General features: G+C 63.6%; 20 protein-coding genes and 1 tRNA gene. 9 read left to right on the forward strand and 12 right to left on the reverse strand.

Features of this window, described 5'->3' with window-relative positions:
- Positions 1–3: 3 nt before the first annotated feature.
- The 7 genes from typA to RSW2DRAFT_RS03185 all read right to left on the reverse strand — a co-directional run bounded on the left by typA (position 4) and on the right by RSW2DRAFT_RS03185 (position 5,841).
- Positions 4–1,821: a translational GTPase TypA gene (typA, locus tag RSW2DRAFT_RS03155; protein ID WP_008027977.1), complete on the reverse strand. Its 1,818-nt coding sequence runs from the start codon at positions 1,819–1,821 to the stop codon at positions 4–6.
- 96 nt (positions 1,822–1,917) lie between these two features.
- Positions 1,918–2,520, reverse strand: coding sequence for a YitT family protein (locus RSW2DRAFT_RS03160; protein WP_008027978.1), 603 nt, complete (start codon positions 2,518–2,520; stop codon positions 1,918–1,920).
- 89 nt (positions 2,521–2,609) lie between these two features.
- Positions 2,610–3,824: an NADP-dependent isocitrate dehydrogenase gene (locus RSW2DRAFT_RS03165; RefSeq protein WP_008027980.1), complete on the reverse strand. Its 1,215-nt coding sequence runs from the start codon at positions 3,822–3,824 to the stop codon at positions 2,610–2,612.
- Positions 3,825–3,927: 103 nt separating this feature from the next.
- Positions 3,928–4,347 carry a hypothetical protein gene (locus tag RSW2DRAFT_RS03170; protein WP_008027981.1) on the reverse strand — a complete coding sequence of 140 codons (420 nt, stop codon included), beginning with the start codon at positions 4,345–4,347 and terminating at the stop codon, positions 3,928–3,930.
- Positions 4,348–4,350: 3 nt separating this feature from the next.
- A complete protein-coding gene (locus RSW2DRAFT_RS03175) occupies positions 4,351–4,941 on the reverse strand; it encodes an HD domain-containing protein (RefSeq protein WP_008027983.1) in 591 nt (196 codons plus the stop codon).
- Positions 4,938–5,177, reverse strand: coding sequence for a hypothetical protein (locus tag RSW2DRAFT_RS03180; protein ID WP_008027985.1), 240 nt, complete (start codon positions 5,175–5,177; stop codon positions 4,938–4,940). Before RSW2DRAFT_RS03180 ends, RSW2DRAFT_RS03175 begins: the two co-directional genes overlap by 4 nt.
- A gap of 4 nt (positions 5,178–5,181) precedes the next feature.
- Positions 5,182–5,841, reverse strand: a complete 660-nt coding sequence (locus tag RSW2DRAFT_RS03185) for an alpha/beta hydrolase (RefSeq protein WP_008027987.1) — start codon at positions 5,839–5,841, stop codon at positions 5,182–5,184.
- 151 nt (positions 5,842–5,992) lie between these two features.
- On the opposite strand from RSW2DRAFT_RS03185, the gene RSW2DRAFT_RS03190 reads away from it, so the two are divergent.
- From RSW2DRAFT_RS03190 to RSW2DRAFT_RS03230, 9 genes are all read left to right on the forward strand, one after another.
- A complete protein-coding gene (locus RSW2DRAFT_RS03190) occupies positions 5,993–6,454 on the forward strand; it encodes a Fe-S cluster assembly transcriptional regulator IscR (protein ID WP_008027988.1) in 462 nt (153 codons plus the stop codon).
- Positions 6,455–6,600: 146 nt separating this feature from the next.
- Positions 6,601–7,644 (forward strand): cysteine desulfurase family protein, encoded by a 1,044-nt coding sequence (locus RSW2DRAFT_RS03195; RefSeq protein ID WP_008027990.1) that lies wholly within the window; start codon positions 6,601–6,603, stop codon positions 7,642–7,644.
- A gap of 18 nt (positions 7,645–7,662) precedes the next feature.
- Positions 7,663–9,171 carry a Fe-S cluster assembly protein SufB gene (gene sufB, locus RSW2DRAFT_RS03200; RefSeq protein ID WP_008027992.1) on the forward strand — a complete coding sequence of 503 codons (1,509 nt, stop codon included), beginning with the start codon at positions 7,663–7,665 and terminating at the stop codon, positions 9,169–9,171.
- Entirely contained in the window at positions 9,168–9,767 is a 600-nt protein-coding gene (locus tag RSW2DRAFT_RS03205; RefSeq protein WP_008027994.1) for a hypothetical protein, read from the forward strand. The genes sufB and RSW2DRAFT_RS03205 overlap by 4 nt, the downstream gene beginning before the upstream one ends.
- A gap of 15 nt (positions 9,768–9,782) precedes the next feature.
- Complete coding sequence (gene sufC / locus RSW2DRAFT_RS03210) at positions 9,783–10,538, forward strand: Fe-S cluster assembly ATPase SufC (RefSeq protein ID WP_008027995.1); 756 nt, start codon at positions 9,783–9,785, stop codon at positions 10,536–10,538.
- The gene (gene sufD / locus RSW2DRAFT_RS03215) at positions 10,538–11,833 is read left to right on the forward strand and encodes a Fe-S cluster assembly protein SufD (RefSeq protein WP_008027997.1); all 1,296 of its coding nucleotides are present in this window, start codon (positions 10,538–10,540) and stop codon (positions 11,831–11,833) included. The genes sufC and sufD overlap by 1 nt, the downstream gene beginning before the upstream one ends.
- Positions 11,834–12,313 carry a YIP1 family protein gene (locus tag RSW2DRAFT_RS03220; RefSeq protein ID WP_008027999.1) on the forward strand — a complete coding sequence of 160 codons (480 nt, stop codon included), beginning with the start codon at positions 11,834–11,836 and terminating at the stop codon, positions 12,311–12,313.
- A 1-nt stretch (position 12,314) separates the two neighbouring features.
- Positions 12,315–12,893, forward strand: a complete 579-nt coding sequence (locus tag RSW2DRAFT_RS03225; protein WP_008028001.1) for a YIP1 family protein — start codon at positions 12,315–12,317, stop codon at positions 12,891–12,893.
- Between the two features lie 3 nt (positions 12,894–12,896).
- Positions 12,897–14,117: a cysteine desulfurase gene (locus tag RSW2DRAFT_RS03230; RefSeq protein WP_008028003.1), complete on the forward strand. Its 1,221-nt coding sequence runs from the start codon at positions 12,897–12,899 to the stop codon at positions 14,115–14,117.
- A gap of 40 nt (positions 14,118–14,157) precedes the next feature.
- On the opposite strand, the gene RSW2DRAFT_RS03235 is transcribed toward RSW2DRAFT_RS03230, so the two are convergent.
- The 5 genes from RSW2DRAFT_RS03235 to RSW2DRAFT_RS03255 all read right to left on the reverse strand — a co-directional run bounded on the left by RSW2DRAFT_RS03235 (position 14,158) and on the right by RSW2DRAFT_RS03255 (position 20,521).
- Positions 14,158–14,232 (reverse strand) — tRNA-Thr (locus RSW2DRAFT_RS03235).
- A gap of 122 nt (positions 14,233–14,354) precedes the next feature.
- A complete protein-coding gene (locus tag RSW2DRAFT_RS03240) occupies positions 14,355–16,439 on the reverse strand; it encodes a dipeptide ABC transporter ATP-binding protein (RefSeq protein WP_008028004.1) in 2,085 nt (694 codons plus the stop codon).
- Positions 16,440–16,520: 81 nt separating this feature from the next.
- Positions 16,521–17,729 carry an ABC transporter permease gene (locus RSW2DRAFT_RS03245; protein WP_008028006.1) on the reverse strand — a complete coding sequence of 403 codons (1,209 nt, stop codon included), beginning with the start codon at positions 17,727–17,729 and terminating at the stop codon, positions 16,521–16,523.
- Between the two features lie 9 nt (positions 17,730–17,738).
- Positions 17,739–18,782 carry an ABC transporter permease gene (locus RSW2DRAFT_RS03250; RefSeq protein WP_008028007.1) on the reverse strand — a complete coding sequence of 348 codons (1,044 nt, stop codon included), beginning with the start codon at positions 18,780–18,782 and terminating at the stop codon, positions 17,739–17,741.
- Between the two features lie 98 nt (positions 18,783–18,880).
- A complete protein-coding gene (locus tag RSW2DRAFT_RS03255; RefSeq protein ID WP_008028010.1) occupies positions 18,881–20,521 on the reverse strand; it encodes an ABC transporter substrate-binding protein in 1,641 nt (546 codons plus the stop codon).
- Between the last annotated feature and the right edge of the window lie 234 nt (positions 20,522–20,755).

A 20,755-nucleotide genomic window follows, 5' to 3' on the forward strand; every position in this document is an offset into this window, starting at 1 on the left:
AATTCAGGCCGATTTGGCGGCGCGTTTGCGTTCATGCGGGTCCAGATAGCGCTTGCGCATGCGGATGTTCTTCGGCGTCACCTCGACCAGCTCGTCGTCGTCGATATAGGCAATCGCCTGTTCCAGCGACAGCTTGACCGGCGTGGTCAGCCGCACCGCCTCATCCGTGCCGGAGGCCCGGACGTTGGTCAGTTGCTTGCCCTTCAGCGGGTTCACTTCCAGATCATTGTCGCGGTTGTGCTCGCCGATGATCATGCCGGTGTAAACCGCTTCCTGCACGCCGATGAAGAAATGGCCGCGGTCTTCCAGCTTCCACATCGCATAGGCGACCGACGTGCCGCTTTCCATCGAGATCAGCACCCCGGCGCGGCGACCCTGGATCGGCCCCTTGTGCGGCGCCCATTCGTGGAACACCCGGTTCAATACGCCGGTGCCGCGGGTGTCGGTGAGGAACTCGCCGTGGTAGCCGATCAACCCGCGCGACGGCACATGCGCGATGATGCGGGTCTTGCCGACGCCGGCCGGTTTCATCTCGACCAGGTCGCCGCGACGCGGGCCGGTGACCTTTTCGATCACCGAGCCGGTGTATTCGTCGTCCACGTCGATGGTGACTTCCTCGATCGGCTCGTGGCGCACGCCGTCGATGTCCTGGAACAGCACGCGCGGGCGCGAAATCGACAGCTCGAAGCCCTCGCGGCGCATGTTCTCGATCAGCACGCCCATCTGCAATTCGCCACGGCCCGCCACTTCGAACGCATCGCCGCCGGGGGTGTCGGTGACCTTGATCGCCACGTTGATCTCGGCCTCTTTCATCAGCCGCTCGCGGATGACGCGGGATTGCACCTTGGTGCCATCCTTGCCGGCCAAGGGCGAGTCGTTGATGCCGAAGGTCACGGAAATCGTCGGCGGATCAATCGGTTGTGCGGGCAGCGGGATCTCGTTTTCCAGCGCGCACAGCGTGTCGGCCACGGTGGCTTTCGACATGCCGGCCAGGGTCACGATATCACCGGCTTCCGCCACGTCGATCTGGGTCTGCGACAGGCCGCGGAAGGCCAGCACCTTGGAAACCCGGAACTGTTCCAGCTTCACGCCATCGCGCGACAGCGCCTTGATGGTTTCGCCCGCCCGCAGGGTGCCTGCCTCGACACGCCCCGTGAGGATGCGGCCGATGAAGGGGTCGGCCGACAGCGTGGTGGCCAGCATGCGGAACGGCTCGTGCCGATGCGCAACCTGCGCCGGTTCGTGGACGTGGCGCAGCACCAGATCGTAAAGGGCGGAAAGATCCTTGCGCGGGCCATCCAGCGTCTCGTCGGCCCAACCGGCCCGGCCCGAGGCGTAAAGATGCGGGAAATCAAGCTGTTCGTCGTTGGCGCCAAGGTTGGCGAACAGATCGAACACCTCGTTCAGCGCCCGGTCGGGTTCGGCGTCGGGCTTGTCGACCTTGTTCAGCACCACGATCGGGCGCAGGCCCAGCGCAAGCGCCTTGGCGGTGACGAATTTGGTCTGCGGCATCGGGCCTTCGGCGGCATCGACCAGCAGCACCACGCCATCGACCATGCTGAGAATCCGTTCCACCTCGCCGCCGAAATCGGCGTGGCCGGGGGTATCGACAATGTTGATCCGCTTGCCCGCCCATTCCAGCGAGGTGCATTTGGCCAGAATGGTGATGCCGCGCTCGCGCTCGATATCGTTGCTGTCCATGGCGCGTTCGGCCACGGCCTGATTGTCACGGAAGGCGCCGGACTGCTTCAGCAGCTCGTCAACGAGTGTGGTCTTGCCATGGTCCACATGCGCGATGATGGCGATGTTGCGAAGCTCCATCGGGAGGGTCTCTTTCATTTGTCTGATGTTGTCGCGGCGTTACAGCACGGGCGGGCAAAACGCCAGAGGAAAGGCGGAAATCGCTTTGAATCTTGGTCAGGTGGCGATGTAGCGGTCGCGGCGGTGGTTGATGGCGACCACCAGATTGACCACCGCGGCACCGAGGAAGCTGTAGGCGACGGTCGTCGGGTCGCGCAGGAACAGGGCGGCGGTGAACAGGGCGGCGTCGAACAGCAATTGGGTGTAGCCCGCGCGAAAGCCGGTCTTGTCTTGCAAGGCCAGCGCCAGGATGCCGACGCCGCCCAGGCTGGCGCCGTGGCGGAACAGCGCCAGCAGGGCGGAACCCGAAACCGCGCCGAACAGGATGGCACCGAAGATCGGGTTCAGGTGGGCAAAGCTGACCCAGGTCGGCATGATCAGGGTGAGGCCCGAGACCGTGGCCACCGCGATGAAGGTTTTCACCGTGAAGGCCAGCCCCATGCGGCGGTAGCCGATCCAGTAGAACGGCAGGTTGATCAGGAAGAACACCGCGGCAAAGCTGTATCCCGTGGCGTAGGAGATCAGCACCGCAAGGCCTGCGGTCTGGCCGGTGATCAGGCCAAGATGCGTCAGCAGGATGACGCCGAACGCCGCCATGCCCGCGCCATAGGCGATGCCCTGGGCGTCTTCGATCAGGGTGTGGGTAAGGGTGTCTGCCATGGGCTTTCAATGGAAAGGCCGGGGGGCTGACTGCCCCCCGGACCCCCCGTGGATATTTGATAACAGATGAAAGGGGTTGCGGCGGTTTCTTAACCCTTCAGCGCCTTGTTCAGATACTCATCGACCTTTTCCAGATAGCCGATGGTGGTCAGCCATTTCTGATCCGGGCCGACCAGCAACGCCAGATCCTTGGTCATGTGGCCATCCTCGACCGCATCGACCGTGACCTTTTCCAGCGTGTTGGCAAAGCGCAAGAGTTGGGCGTTGTCGTCCAGTTTGGCGCGGTGCTTCAGCCCGCCGGTCCAGGCATAGATCGAGGCCACCGAGTTGGTGGAGGTGGCCTTGCCCGCCTGATGCTGGCGGAAGTGGCGGGTGACGGTGCCATGCGCCGCCTCGGCCTCGACGGTCTTGCCATCGGGGGTCATCAGGACGGAGGTCATCAGGCCGAGGCTGCCGAAGCCCTGCGCCACAGTGTCGGACTGCACGTCGCCGTCATAGTTCTTGCAGGCCCAGACATAACCGCCCGACCATTTCATCGCACTGGCAACCATGTCGTCGATCAACCGGTGTTCGTAGATGATGCCCTTTTTCTTGAAGGCATCGGCGAATTCTTCCTCGTAGACCTTGGCGAACAGATCCTTGAAGCGGCCGTCATAGGCCTTCAGGATGGTGTTCTTGGTGGACAGATACACCGGCCAGCCGAGGTTCAGGCCGTAGTTCAGCGACGCACGGGCGAAGTCGATGATGCTGTCATCGAGGTTATACATGCCCATGTAGACGCCGGAGGAGGGCGCGTCGTAGACCTCGCGCTCGATCACCGTGCCGTCGTTGCCGACGAACTTCATCGTCAGCTTGCCGGCACCCGGAAAGCGGAAGTCGGTGGCCTTGTATTGGTCGCCAAAGGCGTGACGGCCGACCACGATCGGTTGGGTCCAGCCCGGCACCAGGCGCGGCACGTTGCGGCAGATGATCGGCTGGCGGAAGATCACGCCGCCCAGGATGTTGCGGATGGTGCCGTTCGGCGATTTCCACATCTGTTTCAGGCCGAATTCCTCGACCCGGGCTTCATCAGGGGTGATGGTGGCGCATTTGACGCCGACGCCGTATTGCTTGATCGCATTGGCGGCATCAATGGTGACCTGATCGGCGGTGCGGTCGCGTTCCTCGATGCCCAGGTCATAGTATTTCAGGTCGATGTCGAGGTAGGGCAGGATCAGCTTCTGCTTGATGAAATCCCAGATGATCCGGGTCATCTCGTCGCCGTCGAGTTCGACAACGGGGTTGGCTACCTTGATCTTCGACATGCGGGCCTCTTGCGGTTGGGGATTCGGGTTGCTTGGGTCTTAGCGGAAAACGGCGGGCTTGGGAAGGGCGGTATGCGAATGTATACCGAAATGTCGCGGGGCGTCAGAAGCGGTGGCGGCGCCACAGCCAGAAGCCGCTGGTCAGGGTGCAGCCGACCAGCACGCTCAAAGCAAAGGCCAGCCAGGAAAGCGGCCACAGCCCGGTGGCGATGCGGCCCAGCGCCATGCCGCAGGTGGCGGCGGTCAGCAGGTTGACGAAATGCTGCGGCGTGGTGTGGACAGGGGCCATGGCGGCGGTCAGGGCCAGGCACAGCAGCACCAGCGCCATCAGCCCAGATCGCAGCATCGGCGGGCCGGGCGGGGTGGCGGGCGTGCCATCGGTCAGGGCATCGGTAAGGGCATCGGTAAGGGCGGGGGCCGCGTCGGCGATTTGCGCCAGCACCGGTTGCAGCAGCCAGCCCACGCCCAGCCACAGCCCCAGCGTCAGGACAAAGACCGCAGCGATCCGCAGGGTTGCCGCCATGCCTTACACCTTTGCGAACCAGTCCAGCGCCTGCGCCCGGACCCAGGTCCACAGGGCGGGGGCACCGCGGGTGACCTTGGCGCCGACGCGGGCTTCCAGTTGCTGGGGCGTCACGGCATATTCGATCCAGGTGCCGCCACCGGATTGCAGGTTGGCCATCACCGGCTGCACCCGGTCGAGGCTTTTGGCAAAGACGGCATCCGGGGTTTCACCGGCCTCGAACTCTTGCCACAGCGCGTGAAGATCGTGTCCCAAGTCCATGGGAAGCAATTCGAAGATGCGCTTGGCGGCCTTCGCCTCGGCGGCCTGCACATCGCTTGATCCATGCGCCGTGCCACCCGCCGAATGGATCGGCACGTCGCCCACGTCGATCTCGACCAGATCGTGCAACAGCAGCATGCGGATGACGCGGTTGATATCGACGCCCGGCGCCGCCTGATCGGCCAGCACCAGCGCATAAAGCGCCAGATGCCAGGAATGTTCGGCCGAGTTTTCGCGCCGCGAGCCGTCGCAGAGCGTGGTGGCGCGCAGCACCGATTTCAGCTTGTCGGCCTCGTTCAGAAAGGCGAACTGCGCGGCCAGCCGGTCGGTCATTCCGGCGCCTTGGCCTTGGCGGCGCGGGCGGCGTGCAGCGCGTCTTCAACGTATTTTCGCGCCCGCCGTTCGGCCAGCCGCACCCGGATTGCGGTCATGTAGGCCTCTTGCGTGGTGGGCGACATGTCCAAGAGCAGCTTCGAGACCTTCTCGAAAAACCGGTCGTCGCCGATCTCGTCCATCGCGGCGATCACGTCGCGGGCCAGGGCGTCTGTCAGATCTTCCAGCGTTCCCATGGGCTTACCGCGAGGCTTCGGTCAACCGCCGTTTCACATAGGTGGAAACGGTGTCGATCATCGGGATCATATGCGCCTCTTCGTCCTTGAAGAAATGGTCGGCGCCCTCGATCTGGGTGTGGGTGATGGTGATGCCTTTCTGCTCGTGCAGCTTGTTCACCAGATTGACCGTGTCTTTCGGCGTGGCCACCCGGTCGGCGGTGCCGTTGATGATCAGGCCCGACGAGGGGCAGGGGGCGAGGAAGGAGAAATCATACATGTTGGCCGGGGGGGCGACCGAGATGAAGCCGGTGATTTCCGGACGCCGCATCAGCAGTTGCATGCCGATCCAAGCGCCGAAGGAAAACCCGGCGACCCAGCAATGCTTGGCGTTCTGGTTCATTGATTGCAGATAATCCAGCGCCGAGGCGGCATCGGACAATTCGCCAATGCCCTGATCATACTCGCCCTGGCTGCGGCCGACGCCGCGGAAGTTGAAGCGCAGCACGGTGAAACCCAGCCGGTAGAAGGCATAGTGCAGGTTGTAGACCACCTTGTTGTTCATCGTGCCGCCATAGGACGGGTGCGGATGCAGCACGATGGCAATCGGCGCATCACGGTCTTTTTGCGGATGGTAACGACCTTCAAGCCGCCCCTCGGGGCCTGCGAAAATCACTTCGGGCATTGTGCGCCTGTCTCTTTCCCACCCGAGCCAATCTTGACCATTTAACTCGGATAACTTAGAACGGTTCAAAAGGGACAGGCTGCCTGCCCCCGGTTGGGTCTGAGTTAAGCACCCCGCCTGCGCACGTCAATGGAATTGGAGAAAGGACCGCATGAAACTGTCGACCAAGGGGCGTTATGCCATGGTGGCGCTGGCCGATCTGGCTTTGGCGCGGGATGACGATCTGGTGTCGCTGGCGGAAATATCGCGGCGGCAGGATATCTCGCTGGCCTATCTGGAGCAGTTGTTCGTGAAACTGCGGCGGGCATCGCTGGTCGAGGCGGTGCGCGGGCCGGGCGGCGGCTATCGGTTGGCGCGCAGCCCGGATGCGATAAGGGTCAGCGAGATATTGGAAGCGGTAGAGGAAACCGTTTCCGCCATGCATTCCGGTGCCGGGGCCAGCGGCGGGATTTCGGGCAGCCGGGCGCAATCTCTGACCAACCGGCTGTGGGAGGGGCTTTCAGCGCATGTCTATGTGTTTTTGCATCAGACAAGGTTGTCGGACGTGATTGGCAACGAGATGCGGCCTTGCCCCGCGGTGCCGGCGTTGTTCCGGGTGGTGGACGAGGAGTGAGGCAGCGGGATTGCGGCGCGGCCGGGGGCTGCCTGCCCCCCCAGCGTCGCCACGGGCGACGCGTTCCTTGCTGAAATGGTCCACTGGACCATTTCCGGGCGCGCGTCACCCCCGGGGATATTTGTGCAGAGAAGAAAGGTTTTAGGGTGAAGCCGCGGGTTTACCTCGACTGGAACGCCACGACGCCGCTGCGGGCCGAGGCGCGGGCGGCGATGGCGGCGGCGATGGATGTTTTCGGCAACCCTTCCTCGGTGCATGCCGAAGGCCGGGCGGCGCGGGCGCTGGTCGAGCGGGCGCGCGGGCAAGTGGCGCAGGCGCTGGGGGCCGAAGGGGCGGATGTCGTGTTCACCTCGGGGGCGACCGAGGCGGCGGCTTTGGCTTTGGCCGGGCGCGGGCTTTTGAGCGCGGGTGTCGAGCATGAAGCGGTGCTGGCCTGGTGCGATTGCAGTCTGGTTGCGGATTCGCAAGGCCGGGTGGCGGTGGCCGATCCGGGCCGCACGGCGCTGCAACTGGCCAATTCGGAAACCGGGGTGATGCAGGATTTGCCTGCCGGTCTTGCCGTTTCCGATTTGACGCAGGCCTTCGGCAAGGTGGCTTTCGCCTTCAACTGGCTGGGCTGCGACATGGGGCTGGTGTCGGCGCATAAATTGGGCGGGCCGAAGGGGATTGGCGCGCTAGTGCTGCGGCGGGGGCTTGATTTTGTTCCACAATTGCGCGGCGGCGGGCAAGAGATGGGCCGCCGTGCCGGCACCGAGAACCTGATCGGCATCGCCGGTTTTGGGGCTGCGGCAGAGGCTGCGGCCCGCGATCTGGCCGATGGTGTGTGGGACAAAGTGGCCGAACTTAGAAATATTCTAGAATTGGCATTGTCGGCGCAGGCAAATGAGACTATTTTTGTCGGGAATGGTGCGACACGCCTGCCGAACACGCTGTATCTGGTCACGCCGGGCTGGAAAGGCGAGACGCAGGTGATGCAGATGGACCTTGCGGGCTTTGCCGTTTCGGCGGGCTCGGCCTGTTCCAGCGGCAAGCTGCGCGCCTCCCGCACCTTGCGGGCGATGGGGTTTGACGACGGCCTGGCTGCCTGCGGTTTGCGGGTGTCGATCGGGCCGCAGACGACGCAAGACCAGGTGCTGCGCTTTGCCGAGGCCTGGGGCGCGCAGTATCGCAAGGCCCGCGCGCGGGTGTGACAGAAGAAGGACGGACCGATGAGCGAAGACCAGATCGAAGTGCGCGACGGGGTTGACCGCGAGACGATCGAGGCCGTGCATGCGATGTCGGGCAAGTACAAATACGGCTGGGAAACCGAGATCGAGATGGATTTCGCGCCCAAGGGGGTGTCGGAAGACATCGTGCGGCTGATTTCGGCCAAGAACGGCGAGCCGGAGTGGATGCTGGACTGGCGGCTGGCGGCCTATCGGCGCTGGGTCACCATGACCGAGCCGCGTTGGGCGATGCTGCACTACCCCGAGATCGACTATCAGGACATCTATTACTACGCCAAACCGAAAAGCATGGCGGGCAAGCCGAAATCGCTGGACGAGGTGGACCCGAAGCTTTTGGCCACCTATGCAAAACTGGGTATCCCGCTGAAAGAACAGGCGTTTCTGGCGGGCGTGCAGGACGAGGCAGCGCCGCGCCGGGTGGCGGTGGATGCGGTGTTTGACTCTGTTTCGGTGGGCACCACCTTCAAGGCCGAACTGGCGAAGGCCGGGGTGATCTTCTGCTCGATCTCCGAGGCGCTGCGCGATCACCCGGATCTGGTGCGCAAGTATATCGGTTCCGTGGTGCCGCAGACCGACAACTACTTTGCCACGCTGAATTCGGCGGTGTTTTCCGATGGGTCGTTTGTCTATATCCCCGAAGGCGTGCGCTGCCCGATGGAGCTTTCGACCTATTTCCGCATCAATGCCGAGAATACCGGCCAGTTCGAGCGCACGCTGATCATTGCCGAAAAAGGCAGTCATGTCAGCTATCTGGAAGGCTGCACCGCACCGAAACGCGACACCAACCAGTTGCACGCCGCGGTGGTCGAGATCGTCATTCTGGAAGATGCCGAGGTGAAATATTCCACGGTGCAGAACTGGTATCCGGGCGACGAGAACGGCGTGGGCGGCATCTACAATTTCGTCACCAAGCGGGCCGATTGCCGCGGCGCGCGGGCCAAGGTGATGTGGACGCAGGTGGAGACGGGTTCCGCGATCACCTGGAAATATCCAAGCTGCATCCTGCGGGGCGAGGCGTCGCAGGGCGAGTTCTATTCGATCGCCATTGCCAACAATGCCCAGCAGGCCGACACCGGCACCAAGATGATCCATCTTGGCAAGAACACCCGCTCACGCATTGTTTCCAAAGGGATTTCCGCGGGCAGGGCGCAGAATACCTATCGCGGGCTGGTCTCCATGCACCCCAAGGCGACCGGCAGCCGCAACTATACCCAATGTGACAGCCTGCTGATCGGCGACAAATGCGGGGCGCATACGGTGCCCTATATCGAGGTGAAGAACAACTCATCCCGGGTCGAGCACGAGGCCACCACCTCGAAGGTCGATGACGAGCAACTGTTCTACTGCCGAAGCCGTGGCATGGACGAGGAAGAAGCGGTGGCGCTGGTGGTGAACGGCTTCTGCAAGGAAGTGCTGCAATCGCTGCCGATGGAATTTGCCCTGGAAGCGCAGGCGCTGGTGGCGATCTCGCTGGAAGGTTCGGTCGGATGACCGAGACCGCTGCCCCGACGCGGCCACACCTGACCCTGCCCGACGCCGAGGCGGCGGCGGTGTTGGAGGCCTATGCCGGGGCGGAGTGTATTCTGGAATATGGCTCGGGTGGCTCGACCGTGCTGGCCGGGGATATGCCGGGCAAGACGGTGTATTCGGTCGAAAGCGATGCCGGGTGGCTGGCGATGATGCAGGGCTGGTTTGCCGCCAACCCACCGAAATCGCGGGTTTTTCTGCATCACGCCGATATCGGGCCGACCAAGGAATGGGGCCACCCCGTTGACGAGGCGCAGTTTCGCCGCTGGCCCGGCTATGCGCTGTCGGTCTGGGACCGGCCGGATTTCCGCCACCCCGATACCGTGCTGATCGACGGCCGTTTTCGCATGGCCTGCCTGCTGACCGCGGCATTCCGCATCACCCGGCCGCTGGTGGCGCTGGTGGACGACTATATCGACCGCAAGCCCTATCATGGCGTCGAGCGGTTTCTGAAACCCGCCGCGATGATCGGTCGCATGGCGCGTTTTGAACTTGTGCCCACGGCTTTTCCGGTGGACCGGATGGCCTGGGTGCTGAACTTCTACCATCGCCCCGCCTGAGGCCAGAGGAAAAACATGCTGAAAATCAACAACCTGCACGTCAAACTTGAAGAAGAAGACAAGGTCATCCTGAAAGGGCTGACGCTGCACGTTCCGGCGGGCGAAGTGCATGCGATCATGGGGCCGAACGGGTCGGGCAAATCGACGCTCAGCTATGTCTTGTCGGGCAAAGGCGGCTATACCGTCACCGCGGGCAGCGCGACGCTGGAGGGGGCGGATTTGCTGGAAATGGAGCCCGAACACCGCGCGGCGGCGGGGCTGTTTCTGGCCTTCCAGTATCCGGTTGAAATTCCCGGCGTCGGCAACATGACCTTCCTGCGCACCGCGGTGAACGCCCAGCGCAAGACCCGCGGCGAGCCGGAAATGTCGGCGGGCGAGTTCCTGAAAGTGGTGCGCGACAAGGCAAAAACCCTGAAGATCGACGCCGAGATGATGAAGCGCCCGGTCAACGTCGGCTTCTCGGGTGGCGAGAAGAAGCGCAACGAGATTCTGCAGATGGCGATGCTGGAGCCGAAGATGTGCATCCTCGACGAGACCGACTCGGGTCTGGATGTGGACGCGATGAAACTGGTGTCGGACGGGGTGAACGCCCTGCGCGCGCCGGGGCGGTCATTCCTGGTTATCACGCATTATCAACGGCTTCTGGACCATATCAAACCTGACGTTGTACATATCATGGCGGATGGCCGCATCATCAGGACCGGCGGGCCGGAGCTGGCGCTGGAGGTCGAGCAGAACGGCTACGCCGACATTCTGGCGCAGGTGCAGTGATGGCGATGGCGGCATTGCAACAGGCGCTGGCAGCGCGGATTGCCGGTCTGGACCTGCCGGCGACAGGCTGGCTGGGGCCGCTCCGGGCCGAAGCTTTGGCGCGGCTTTCGGTGCAGGGCCTGCCCGGCAAGCGCGATGAATACTGGCGCTATACCGACCCCGCGGCGTTGAATTCGGCCACACCCCCGCGGGCATCTGCCTTTGATTCCGGCGGCGAGGCGCCGGTGTTCGACGGCATCGACCGGCTGAAGATCGTGTTTGTCGATGGGGTGTTCGATGCCGCCGCCTCGGACGATCTGGCGCTGGCCGGGGTCGAAATCGACCTGCTCAGCCGGGCCATGACCGCCGATATCCACTGGGCGCAGGGGGTTTACGGTCGGCTGGAGGCCGCGGGCCAAGTGCCGGTGAACCGGCCCTTTGCCGCGCTGAATTCGGCCTTCGCACCCGAGGGGGTGCTGATCCGTGTCACCGGCAAGGCGGTCAAGCCAATTTCTATGATTTATCACCATAAATCAGATAGTTCCGACGCGATCCTACATCATTGTATCAAGATCGAAACCGGCGCCGACCTGACGTTGTTGGAGAATGGCCCGGCGGCGGCGCGCTTCAACAAGGTGATCGAGGTGGATATCGCCGATGGCGGCAGCTTTCACCACATACGTGCCCAGGGCCGCGATCATGATCGCCGGGCCGTGACCCATGTCTTCGCCCGTCTGGCCGCGAAGGCGCGGTTCAAATCCTTCACCCTGACCGCCAATGGCATGCTGACCCGCAACGAGGTGGTGATTGATCTGCAGGGCAGCGACTCGCTGGCGCATGTGGCCGGGGCGGCGCTTGGCGACGGGGCGTTTCACCATGACGATACCGTGTTCATCACCCATCGGGCCGAGCGGTGCGAAAGCCGTCAGGTGTTCAAGAAGGTGCTGAAGAGCGGCGCGGTCGGGGTGTTTCAGGGCAAGATTCTGGTGCAACAGGGGGCGCAGAAGACCGATGGCTATCAGTTGAGCCAGGCGCTTTTGCTGGACGATGACAGCCAGTTCCTGGCCAAACCCGAGCTGGAGATTTACGCCGACGACGTGAAATGCAGCCACGGCTCGACCACCGGTGCCATTGATGAAGAGGCGCTGTTCTATCTGCGCGCACGAGGAGTGCCGCGCAAGACCGCGGAATCGTTGCTGGTTCTGGCATTTCTTGCCGAATCCATCGCCGAGATCGACGATGCGGCGATTGCCGACGACATCCGCGCCCGGCTGGAAAACTGGCTGGCGCGGCATGACCACAGCGGAGCGGCGTGAATGGCGATCAGTTCCGATATCGTGGAAAGTTACCGCCATCCGCGGGCGGTGATCCGACGCAGGCTGGATCAGGGTCCGCGCGAGGATCGGGTGCTGGTGCTGCTGATGCTGGCCTGCGGGCTGAATTTCGTGGCGCAATGGCCGGGGCTGGCGCGGGCAACCTATCTGGACCCGTCGCAGCCGCTGGAGGCCCGTCTGGGCGGCGCGCTGCTGGCGACGCTGTTTCTGGTGCCGCTGATCGCCTATGGTGTTGCGGGCCTTAGTCATCTGATTTCAAAGGTTTTCGGCGGCAAGGGCAGCGGCTATGGCGCGCGGCTGGCGCTGTTCTGGGCGATGTTGGCGGCAGCGCCGCTGATGCTGTTGCAGGGGCTTGTTTCGGGGTTCATTGGCGCGGGGTCGGCGCAGATTGCGGTGGGGCTGGTGGTTCTGGGTGGTTTTCTGTTCATCTGGCTGAACGGCCTTGTCGAGGCGGAGCGGTAGAATGGACGCATCAATCGAACTGCTGCGCGATCTGGTCGTCCAAAGCTTTCGCGCCCCCCGTCAGGCCGCTGCCCGGATCATCGCGCTGAACCTGCCGATGGCGGCGCGCTGGGTCGGACTGGGGCTGATGGCGGTGGTCTCCGCTTTGCTGGTGCACTTGAGCTTCTCCATACAACCGGCGGAAGTAAAAGATTTTTTTGTCGAGGCGATGGCCAGCCCGCTGCGAACCGCCTGGATGCAGGCGGTGTTCATGCTGGTGGCGGTGGCGCTGATCCACCGGATCGGGGCCTGGCGCGGCGGTCACGGCAGTTTTGCCGACGCGCTGGTGCTGGTGGCCTGGTTGCAGTTTCTGCTGCTGCTGTTGCAGGGGCTGCAACTGCTGGCCTTCGCGGTGTTGCCGCTGCTGGCCGATCTGGTCGGGTTGGCGACGCTGGGGCTGTTTTTCTGGCTGCTGAGCAATTTCGTGGCCGAGTTGCACGGCTTCCGCTCGCCGCTGGTGGTTTTCGTCGGGATACTGCTGTCGGTTTTCGCGGCGGTGCTGGTGTTGACGCTGCTGCTGACGTTCTTTTTCGGGGGCTAGGCGATGTATGACGTGACCGCGGTGCGCCGCGACTTTCCGATCCTGTCGCGGCAGGTCAACGGCAAGCCGCTGGTCTATCTGGACAACGGCGCCTCGGCGCAGAAACCGCGGGCGGTTATCGAGGCGGTGACGCAAGCTTATGCGATGGAATACGCCAATGTTCATCGTGGCTTGCATACGCTTTCGAATATCGCCACCGAGAAATACGAGGCAGTGCGCGGCACCATCGCCCGCTTTCTGAACGCACCGTCCGAGCAGGAGATCGTGTTTACCTCGGGGGCGACCGAGGGCATCAATCTGGTCTCCTATGCCTGGGCCGCGCCGCGTTTGCAGCCGGGCGACGAGATCGTGCTGAGCATCATGGAGCATCACGCCAACATCGTGCCCTGGCATTTTCTGCGCGAACGCCAGGGCGTGGTGCTGAAATGGGTGGAGTGTGACGCCAACGGCGATCTGGACCCGCAGGCGGTGCTGGATGCCATCGGGCCGCGCACAAGGTTGGTGGCAATTACCCATATGTCCAATGTGTTGGGCACCGTTGTTGATGTGGCAGCGATCTGCGCGGGCGCCAAGTCGCGCGGTGTGCCGGTGTTGGTCGATGGCTCGCAGGCCTCGGTGCACATGCCGGTCGATGTGGCGGCTCTGGGTTGCGACTTCTATGCCATCACCGGACATAAGCTATATGGGCCAAGCGGTTCCGGGGCGATCTTTATCCACCGCGACCGGCAAGCCGAGATGCTGCCGTTTCTGGGCGGCGGCGACATGATCCGCGAGGTTTCGCGCGATGCCGTGACCTACAACGACCCGCCGATGAAATTCGAGGCCGGCACCCCCGGCATCGTGCAGCAGATCGGGCTGGGGGTGGCGCTGGACTATCTGATGGGTCTGGGCATGGCCAATGTTTCGGCACATGAACGGGTGTTGCGCGATTATGCCCGCGATCGGCTTTCCAGCCTCAACTGGCTGACCGTGCAGGGAAATTCTGCGGGCAAGGGGGCGATCTTCTCGTTCACGCTGCAAGGGGCGGCACATGCGCATGACATCTCGACCGTGCTGGACAAGAAGGGGGTGGCGGTGCGGGCGGGCACCCATTGCGCCATGCCCTTGATGACGCATCTGGGGGTGGGGGCGACTTGCCGCGCCTCGTTCGGGCTTTACAACACCGTGCAGGAGGTGGACGTTCTGGTTGACGCGCTGCACCTGTGCCACGAACTGTTTGCCTGAAGCGTCGGGCCACGACCGCCTGGCCGGATCGGTGAAACTATGGTGCCCCCAGAGAGGATTGAACTCCCGACCTTCAGTTTACAAAACTGCTGCACTACCGCTGTGCTATGAGGGCATCGGTTTGATATATAGTTGCCGCAAGCGGCTGGCAAGGGCGCGGCAAGCGGCAGTTGCTTGCACCCCGCGGACAGGGCAGAGCGGGTATTTCAGCCAAGAAGAAACAGCCAGGCCGCCGCTTCATTCTGCAGCGATCTTGATGACCGGCTCCATGCTGGCCAGAACCTCGGCACGCAGGTGGCACTTGATCTGATGACCTGCCACCAGCGTCTGGATCGGCGGCATCTCGCGGTCACAAAGCCCGCCGGGCACCTGCACCTTCCAGCGGCAACGGGTCTGGAACGGGCAGCCCGGCGGCGGGTTCATTGCCGAGGGGATATCGCCTTCCAGCACGATGCGCTGTTTCACCACCCGGGTGTCGGCCACCGGCACCGCCGACAGCAGCGCCTCGGTATAGGGGTGGTAGGGCGGGCTGAACACCTGATCGGTGGTGCCCATTTCCACCACATGCCCCAGATACATCACCATCACCCGGTCGCTGAGGTAACGCACGATGGACAGATCGTGGCTGATGAACAGCAGGGTGGTGCGGTTTTCGCGCTGAATTTCCATCAGCAGGTCGGTGACGGCGGCCTGCACCGAGACATCCAGCGCCGACACCGGCTCATCGGCCACCACGATCTTGGCGCCGCCGGCAAAGGCGCGGGCGATGCCGACGCGCTGTTTCTGGCCACCCGAAAGCTGCCGCGGCATGCGTTCGGCAAAGGCGCGCGGCAGTTTCACCAGATCCAGCAGTTCCAGCATGCGGTCGCGGCGGGCGGCGTCGCTGTCGCCGATGCGAAAGATTTCCAAGGCGCGGATGATCTGCCGCCCCACGCTCATCGACGGGTTCAGGGTGTCGAACGGGTTCTGGAACACCATCTGCACGCCCGACACGGTTTCGGTGGACCGCTTCTCGATCGGGGTGTTCTGGATGTCGCGGTCATAGAGCATGATCTTGCCCGAGGTGGCGGTTTCCAGCCCCATCAGCACCTTGGCGAAGGTGGATTTGCCACAGCCGGATTCACCGACGATGGCCAGGGTCTCGCCCTCATGCGCCTCGAAACTCAGGGTCTCGTTGGCTTTGACCACCTTGCGGCCACCACCGCCGAACAGGCCGCCGCCACCGACCTCGTAATATTTGCGCAGGTCGTCCATCTTCAGAACCACCGGGCCGACCGGGGTCTTTTCGAAGGTCTTGCCCGCCTTCAGCGGCGCATCCCAATCAATTTCGGCAAAGCGCAGGCAGCGGGTTTCGTGGCGGTCGCCTTCGGGCACATGCGCCATCGGCACCTCGGCCGCATCGCACAGCCCGCGCTGGAAATAGTCGCAGCGCGGCCCGAAATTGCAGCCGCGGGGCCGTTCGTGCGGCAGCGGGAAGTTGCCGGGGATCGCCACCAGGGGATGCGCGTTCTTGTCGGCACCGGGCAGCGGGATCGAGCGGAACAGCGCCTGGGTATAGGGGTGGCGCATCTTGTCGAACACCTGCCGGACGTTGCCGGCCTCCACCGCCTCGCCGGAATACATCACGCAAAGCCGGTCGCAGACATCGAGGATCAGGCCGAGGTTGTGGCTGATGAACAGCATGGAGGTGCCGTATTTATGGCCCAGATCCTTGACCAGATCGACAATCCCGGCCTCGACCGTCACATCCAGCGCGGTTGTCGGCTCGTCCAGAATCAGCAGCGCGGGTTTCGACATCAGCGCCATGGCGATGACGATGCGCTGCTGCTGGCCGCCGGAAAGCTGGTGCGGATATGCCCCAAGGATGCGGTCGGGGTCGGGCAGGCGCACGTCGGCAACGATCTGGCGGGCCAGCGCCAGCGCCTCGGCGTGCGGCATGTTCTGGTGGATCATTGGCACTTCGGCCAGTTGCGCGCCGATCTTCATCGCCGGGTTCAGGCTGGCCATCGGCTCCTGGTAGATCATGGCGATTTCGGAACCGCGGATGTGGCGCAGGTCTTCTTCGGACATGTGGGTCAGGTCGCGGCCTTTGAATTTGATCGACCCGCCGACGATGCGGCCGTTCTTGCCCAGATCGCGCATCACCGCGAGGGCCACGGTGGATTTGCCGCAACCGGATTCGCCGACCAGCCCCATCGCCTCGCCCGGCATCACCGTGCAGGAGAAATCCATCACCGCCGGGATCTCGCGGCTGCGGGTGAAGAAGGAAATCGAGAGGTTCTCGATTTCGAGGATCGGTTGGTCGGGGGTCCAGTCAGGCATGGCAGCCTCCGGGTTTGCGGCAGGCGCCGGGGGCTGTCTGCCCCCGGACCCCCGAGGATATTTGAGCAAAGGCGAAATTCATCAGTCTTTCAGGCTTTCTTCGCGCAGGCCGTCGGCCAGCAGGTTGAGGCCGAGGACAAGGCTCATCAGGGCCAGCGCCGGGACCACGGCGGGGTGGGGGAAAGAGGAGAGGAGTTTGCGGCCGGCGTTGATGGTGGAGCCCCAGTCGGGGCTTTCGGGGCTGACGCCCAGGCCGAAAAAGCCCAGCGTTCCCAGAAGGATGGTGGTGTAGCCGATGCGCAGGCAGAAATCGACGATCAAGGGGCCACGGGCGTTGGGCAATATCTCCCACAGCATGATATACCACGGACCCTCGCCGCGGGTCTGGCCTGCGGCGACGTAATCGCGGGATTTGATGTCCATCACGATGCCGCGCACGATGCGGAACACCGTGGGGGCGTTGACGAAGACCACCGAGACGAAGACGTTCAACAGGTTGGGGTCCATCGACCACACCCCCAGCGGGTCGGCGTTGAAGGCAAGGCCCGCGTAGGCCCAAAGGCCGATCACCAGCGTGGCGCCGACGTAAAGATTGCGTTGCCGCGGGTTGGTGAAGAACCGGCTGTTCAAGAGCACCGTGACGAAGATCACCGGGAAGATGAACAGCACCGCCGCCAGCACATTGGGGATCGACGAGCGCCAGGTGGCGTCGGTGAAGGGCAGCGGGATCTCGGTGCCGGTTTGCTGAATCTCGGGGGTGACCAGCAGGTAGAACAGCAGGATCACCGGGAAGGCCAGCACCAGATTGGCCAGAAACGACAGCGCGGTATCAAGGCGGCCGCCGAAATATCCCGCAGGCAGGCCCAGCGTGATGCCCATGATGAAGGCGAATGTGGTGGCGGCGGGGGCGATCGACAGCACCGAGCGCGCCCCCATCACCACGCGGGAAAACACGTCGCGCGCCAGATGGTCGCCGCCCAGCAGGTAATAGGGGTAGATGCCGTCCTTGGCATCGCGCACCGGCAGGCCGGGCAGGGCGTTCTTCATGCCGGAAAGCTGGGTCAGCGGGTCGTGGGTGATGATCTGCCCGGCAAAGATCGCCGTCAGCACCCAGAACAGCACCATGCCGAAGCCGATCATTCCCACCGGGCTGTCGTAAAGCTTGCCGTAAAGCCCCAGCCGCCGCTTGAAAGCGACCGAGACGGCAAAGGTCGCCAGCATGCCAAGCCAGACCGGCAGGAACTGCCAGGCCATCGCGGTGAAAATCTGGGTCCAGCCCAACTCCGGCATGTGCTGTCCCTATCTTACGCGGATGCGGGGGTTGAGCCAGGCATAGCCCAGGTCGGAAATCAGTTGCGTCACCAGCACCACCACCACCGCCACCACCGAACAGCCGAGCAGCAATTCGATATCGTTGTTGCCCGCGGCCTGCACCAGCGTCCAGCCGAAGCCCTTGTAATTGAACAGGGTTTCCACGATCACCACGCCGTTCAGCAGCCAGGGGAACTGCAGCATGATCACGGTGAAGGGGGCGATCAGCGCGTTCCGCAGCGCGTGCCGCAGCACCACGTCGCGGAAGCGCACGCCTTTCAGCCGGGCGGTGCGGATGTATTGCGCCGTCATCACCTCGGTCATCGAGGCGCGGGTCATCCGGGCGATGTAGCCGACGCCGTAAAGGGCGATGGTCATCACCGGCAGGAAGAAATTCTGGAAGGTGATGTCGTCCATGGCACTGGTGGCGGTGCCCTTGAACCATTTCAGCCCGGTGACGGACGAGGCGAAGATGGTGATGAACAGCACGCCCGAGACATATTCCGGCGTCGCCGTGGTGGCGATCGACATGGTGGAAAGCACGCGGTCGGTGCGGCTGCCCTCGCGCATCCCCGCCAGAATCCCGATCAGCAACGACATCGGCACCATCACCAACATGACGCAAAGCATCAGCCAGCCGGTCAGGCCCAGACGGGTGGCGACGATTTTCGAGACCGGCTCTTTGAAGACGTTGGAAAAGCCCCATTCGCCCTGCATGACGCCGCAGAAACTGGGGGCGCTGGCGGCGTCCTGACCGCGGGCGATGCAGCGGCCGGTGGTGGCGCCGTCAATCTCGCGCGTCCAGCCCGGCACCACGCCCAGCCATTCGCCATAGCGCAGCAGCACCGGCTGGTCGTAGCCATGCTTGTGCAGCCAGCTTTCCACATCGGCGTCGGAGATGCGGGTGCCGGCCTCGGACTTGGCGATTTTCTCCAGGTTCGGCGGCAGGTTGGTCAGATAGAACACCACGAAGGTCAGACACAGCGCCGTCAGCAGCATGGTGGCAAGCCGTCTGAGCAGAAAACGGAGCATGGCTTATCCCTTGCCGAGCCGGACGGTAAACGGGCAGACCGGGCAGCACTGCCGCCCGGTCTGGCACTTCAGGGGCGCGGTGCCCCGGCACCTTGCGATCAGGCCGTCATCCACCACTTGTAATGGTGATGCTCGAACGTCGGGTGCATTTCGGCGCCCTTCACCTTGTCGGTGGTGTGGCGGAACAGCGAGCGCCAATAGGGCTGGATCAGAACCCCTTGTTCCTGCATGATTTCCTCCAGGCGCTTCATCACCTCGCGGCGCTTGTCGGCATCAGCGATGGCCAGCGCCTCGCCCAGCTTTTCGTCGAACTCGGCGTTGGAGAAGGCACATTCATTCCACGCCACGCCCGATTTGTAGGCCAGTTGCAGGATCTGCACGCCCAAGGGCCGCATGTTCCACTCGGTGGCCGAGAACGGATATTTCAGCCAGTCGTTCCAGAAGGTCGAGCCGGGCAGGATGGTGCGCTTGATCTTGATGCCGGCATCGCGGATTTGTGCTGCCACCGCATCGCAGGTTGCCGATTGCCAGTTGTCGTCCAGCGAGATCAGCTCGAACTCGGTCTCGGCATGGCCCGCGGCGTCGATGGCGGCCTTGGCGGCAGCCGGGTCGGCCACCAGCGGCGGCAGTTCGGCATATTCCGGGTGGATCGGGCAGACATGGTGGTTTTCGGCCACCTGGCCCAACCCGGCATAGCCCAGCTCCAGCACCACGGCGTTGTTGACCGCCAGTTGCAGGGCCTTGCGGACCTCCAGATTGTCATAGGGGGCGGCGGCGTGGTGGAACCGCACGGCCAGCGTGCCTGCGGTGATCGCCTCGGTCTTGCCCCAGCCGATGCCGTCGAACACCGCCACGAAATCGCCCTCGGTGCGGTAGGTGGCGTCGATCTCGCCCGATTCGGCAGCGGCCACCACGGCGGCGGGGTCAGTGCCGTAGTCGATGTATTCGATGCGGTCCAGATAAGCGCCGGTGCCCCACCAGGTGTGATTGGCGTTCTTCACCAGCACCTGCTTGACGCCGACCTCGTTGACCTCGGGCAGATAGGGGCCGGTGCCGATCGGGTTGGTGACCGGGTCGCCGTTGTCATAGGATTTGTGCACCACCGCCGCCGGATAATCGGCAAAGCCTGCGATGATCGAGATGTCGGGCGCGGGCAGCACCAGCTTGACGGTGTGGCTGTCCACCGCCGTCACGGCGCCCTCGCGCACCAGCTTGGTGGCCTCGTCGACCAGCCCGCCCATCCGCGCCGCCATCGAGTTGCCCTCGACCGCCGCCTCGCACCAGCGGTTGATGTTGTGCACCACGTCATCGGCGGTGAAATCGTCGCCGTTGTTCCATTTCACGCCCTTGCGCACCGCCAGAGTGTATTCGGTGGCATCGTCATTGGCGGTCCAGCTTTCCAGCAGCCGGCCTTCGAATGTGCCATCGGTATTGTATTGCACCAGATATTCCAGCCAGCCGCGGCCGAAATTGGCCAGCTCCGACCAGTCCCAGACCCGCGGGTCTTTCATGGCGCGGGTTTCCATGTTCATCCGCAGCGTGCCGCCCATCACCGGGGTTTCCTGCGCCAGCGCCGGCGCCTTCAGCCCCAGCAGGCCGTAAGCGGCGGCGGCGCTCAGGCCAAGCGCCGAGGCCCGGGTCAGGAATTCGCGGCGGCTCATGCTGCCCGCGCGCACCTCTTCGGAATACGCCCGGGCGGCCGGGTGCAGCGTTTCACGGTTCGAACGCGTGGTGGTCATCATCTTCTCCCTGGGTTTTCTGGTTTTTGGCGGCGGTCTGCGCAAAGCACCTTTGCCGGGGCCAAGCCCCCGATCGGCGCTGTGCCAAGATGTCACAATCGGCATTGCGCATTGTTTTCGGCCCGGCGTCAACGCTCGGTTTCGGCAAGTGATGGCGCGTTTGCGACATTTTCAGCCGGGCAAGCTGTAAAAAGCCGACCCAGTGTGATGCTGCAACGGCGAGGTGTTCGGGAA

It is taken from the genome of Rhodobacter ferrooxidans (assembly GCF_000176015.1).
GTDB classification, from domain to species: domain Bacteria; phylum Pseudomonadota; class Alphaproteobacteria; order Rhodobacterales; family Rhodobacteraceae; genus Pseudorhodobacter_B; species Pseudorhodobacter_B ferrooxidans.

Bases quoted from the DNA above. Each gene is read 5' to 3' on its own strand.
- typA (WP_008027977.1), bottom strand. From the start codon at position 1,821: ATGGAGCTTCGCAACATCGCCATCATCGCGCATGTGGACCATGGCAAG.
- RSW2DRAFT_RS03160 (WP_008027978.1), bottom strand. From the start codon at position 2,520: ATGGCAGACACCCTTACCCACACCCTGATCGAAGACGCCCAGGGCATC.
- RSW2DRAFT_RS03165 (WP_008027980.1), bottom strand. From the start codon at position 3,824: ATGTCGAAGATCAAGGTAGCCAACCCCGTTGTCGAACTCGACGGCGAC.
- RSW2DRAFT_RS03170 (WP_008027981.1), bottom strand. From the start codon at position 4,347: ATGGCGGCAACCCTGCGGATCGCTGCGGTCTTTGTCCTGACGCTGGGG.
- RSW2DRAFT_RS03175 (WP_008027983.1), bottom strand. From the start codon at position 4,941: ATGACCGACCGGCTGGCCGCGCAGTTCGCCTTTCTGAACGAGGCCGAC.
- RSW2DRAFT_RS03180 (WP_008027985.1), bottom strand. From the start codon at position 5,177: ATGGGAACGCTGGAAGATCTGACAGACGCCCTGGCCCGCGACGTGATC.
- RSW2DRAFT_RS03185 (WP_008027987.1), bottom strand. From the start codon at position 5,841: ATGCCCGAAGTGATTTTCGCAGGCCCCGAGGGGCGGCTTGAAGGTCGT.
- RSW2DRAFT_RS03190 (WP_008027988.1), top strand. From the start codon at position 5,993: ATGAAACTGTCGACCAAGGGGCGTTATGCCATGGTGGCGCTGGCCGAT.
- sufB (WP_008027992.1), top strand. From the start codon at position 7,663: ATGAGCGAAGACCAGATCGAAGTGCGCGACGGGGTTGACCGCGAGACG.
- RSW2DRAFT_RS03205 (WP_008027994.1), top strand. From the start codon at position 9,168: ATGACCGAGACCGCTGCCCCGACGCGGCCACACCTGACCCTGCCCGAC.
- sufC (WP_008027995.1), top strand. From the start codon at position 9,783: ATGCTGAAAATCAACAACCTGCACGTCAAACTTGAAGAAGAAGACAAG.
- sufD (WP_008027997.1), top strand. From the start codon at position 10,538: ATGGCGATGGCGGCATTGCAACAGGCGCTGGCAGCGCGGATTGCCGGT.
- RSW2DRAFT_RS03220 (WP_008027999.1), top strand. From the start codon at position 11,834: ATGGCGATCAGTTCCGATATCGTGGAAAGTTACCGCCATCCGCGGGCG.
- RSW2DRAFT_RS03225 (WP_008028001.1), top strand. From the start codon at position 12,315: ATGGACGCATCAATCGAACTGCTGCGCGATCTGGTCGTCCAAAGCTTT.
- RSW2DRAFT_RS03230 (WP_008028003.1), top strand. From the start codon at position 12,897: ATGTATGACGTGACCGCGGTGCGCCGCGACTTTCCGATCCTGTCGCGG.
- RSW2DRAFT_RS03240 (WP_008028004.1), bottom strand. From the start codon at position 16,439: ATGCCTGACTGGACCCCCGACCAACCGATCCTCGAAATCGAGAACCTC.
- RSW2DRAFT_RS03245 (WP_008028006.1), bottom strand. From the start codon at position 17,729: ATGCCGGAGTTGGGCTGGACCCAGATTTTCACCGCGATGGCCTGGCAG.
- RSW2DRAFT_RS03250 (WP_008028007.1), bottom strand. From the start codon at position 18,782: ATGCTCCGTTTTCTGCTCAGACGGCTTGCCACCATGCTGCTGACGGCG.
- RSW2DRAFT_RS03255 (WP_008028010.1), bottom strand. From the start codon at position 20,521: ATGACCACCACGCGTTCGAACCGTGAAACGCTGCACCCGGCCGCCCGG.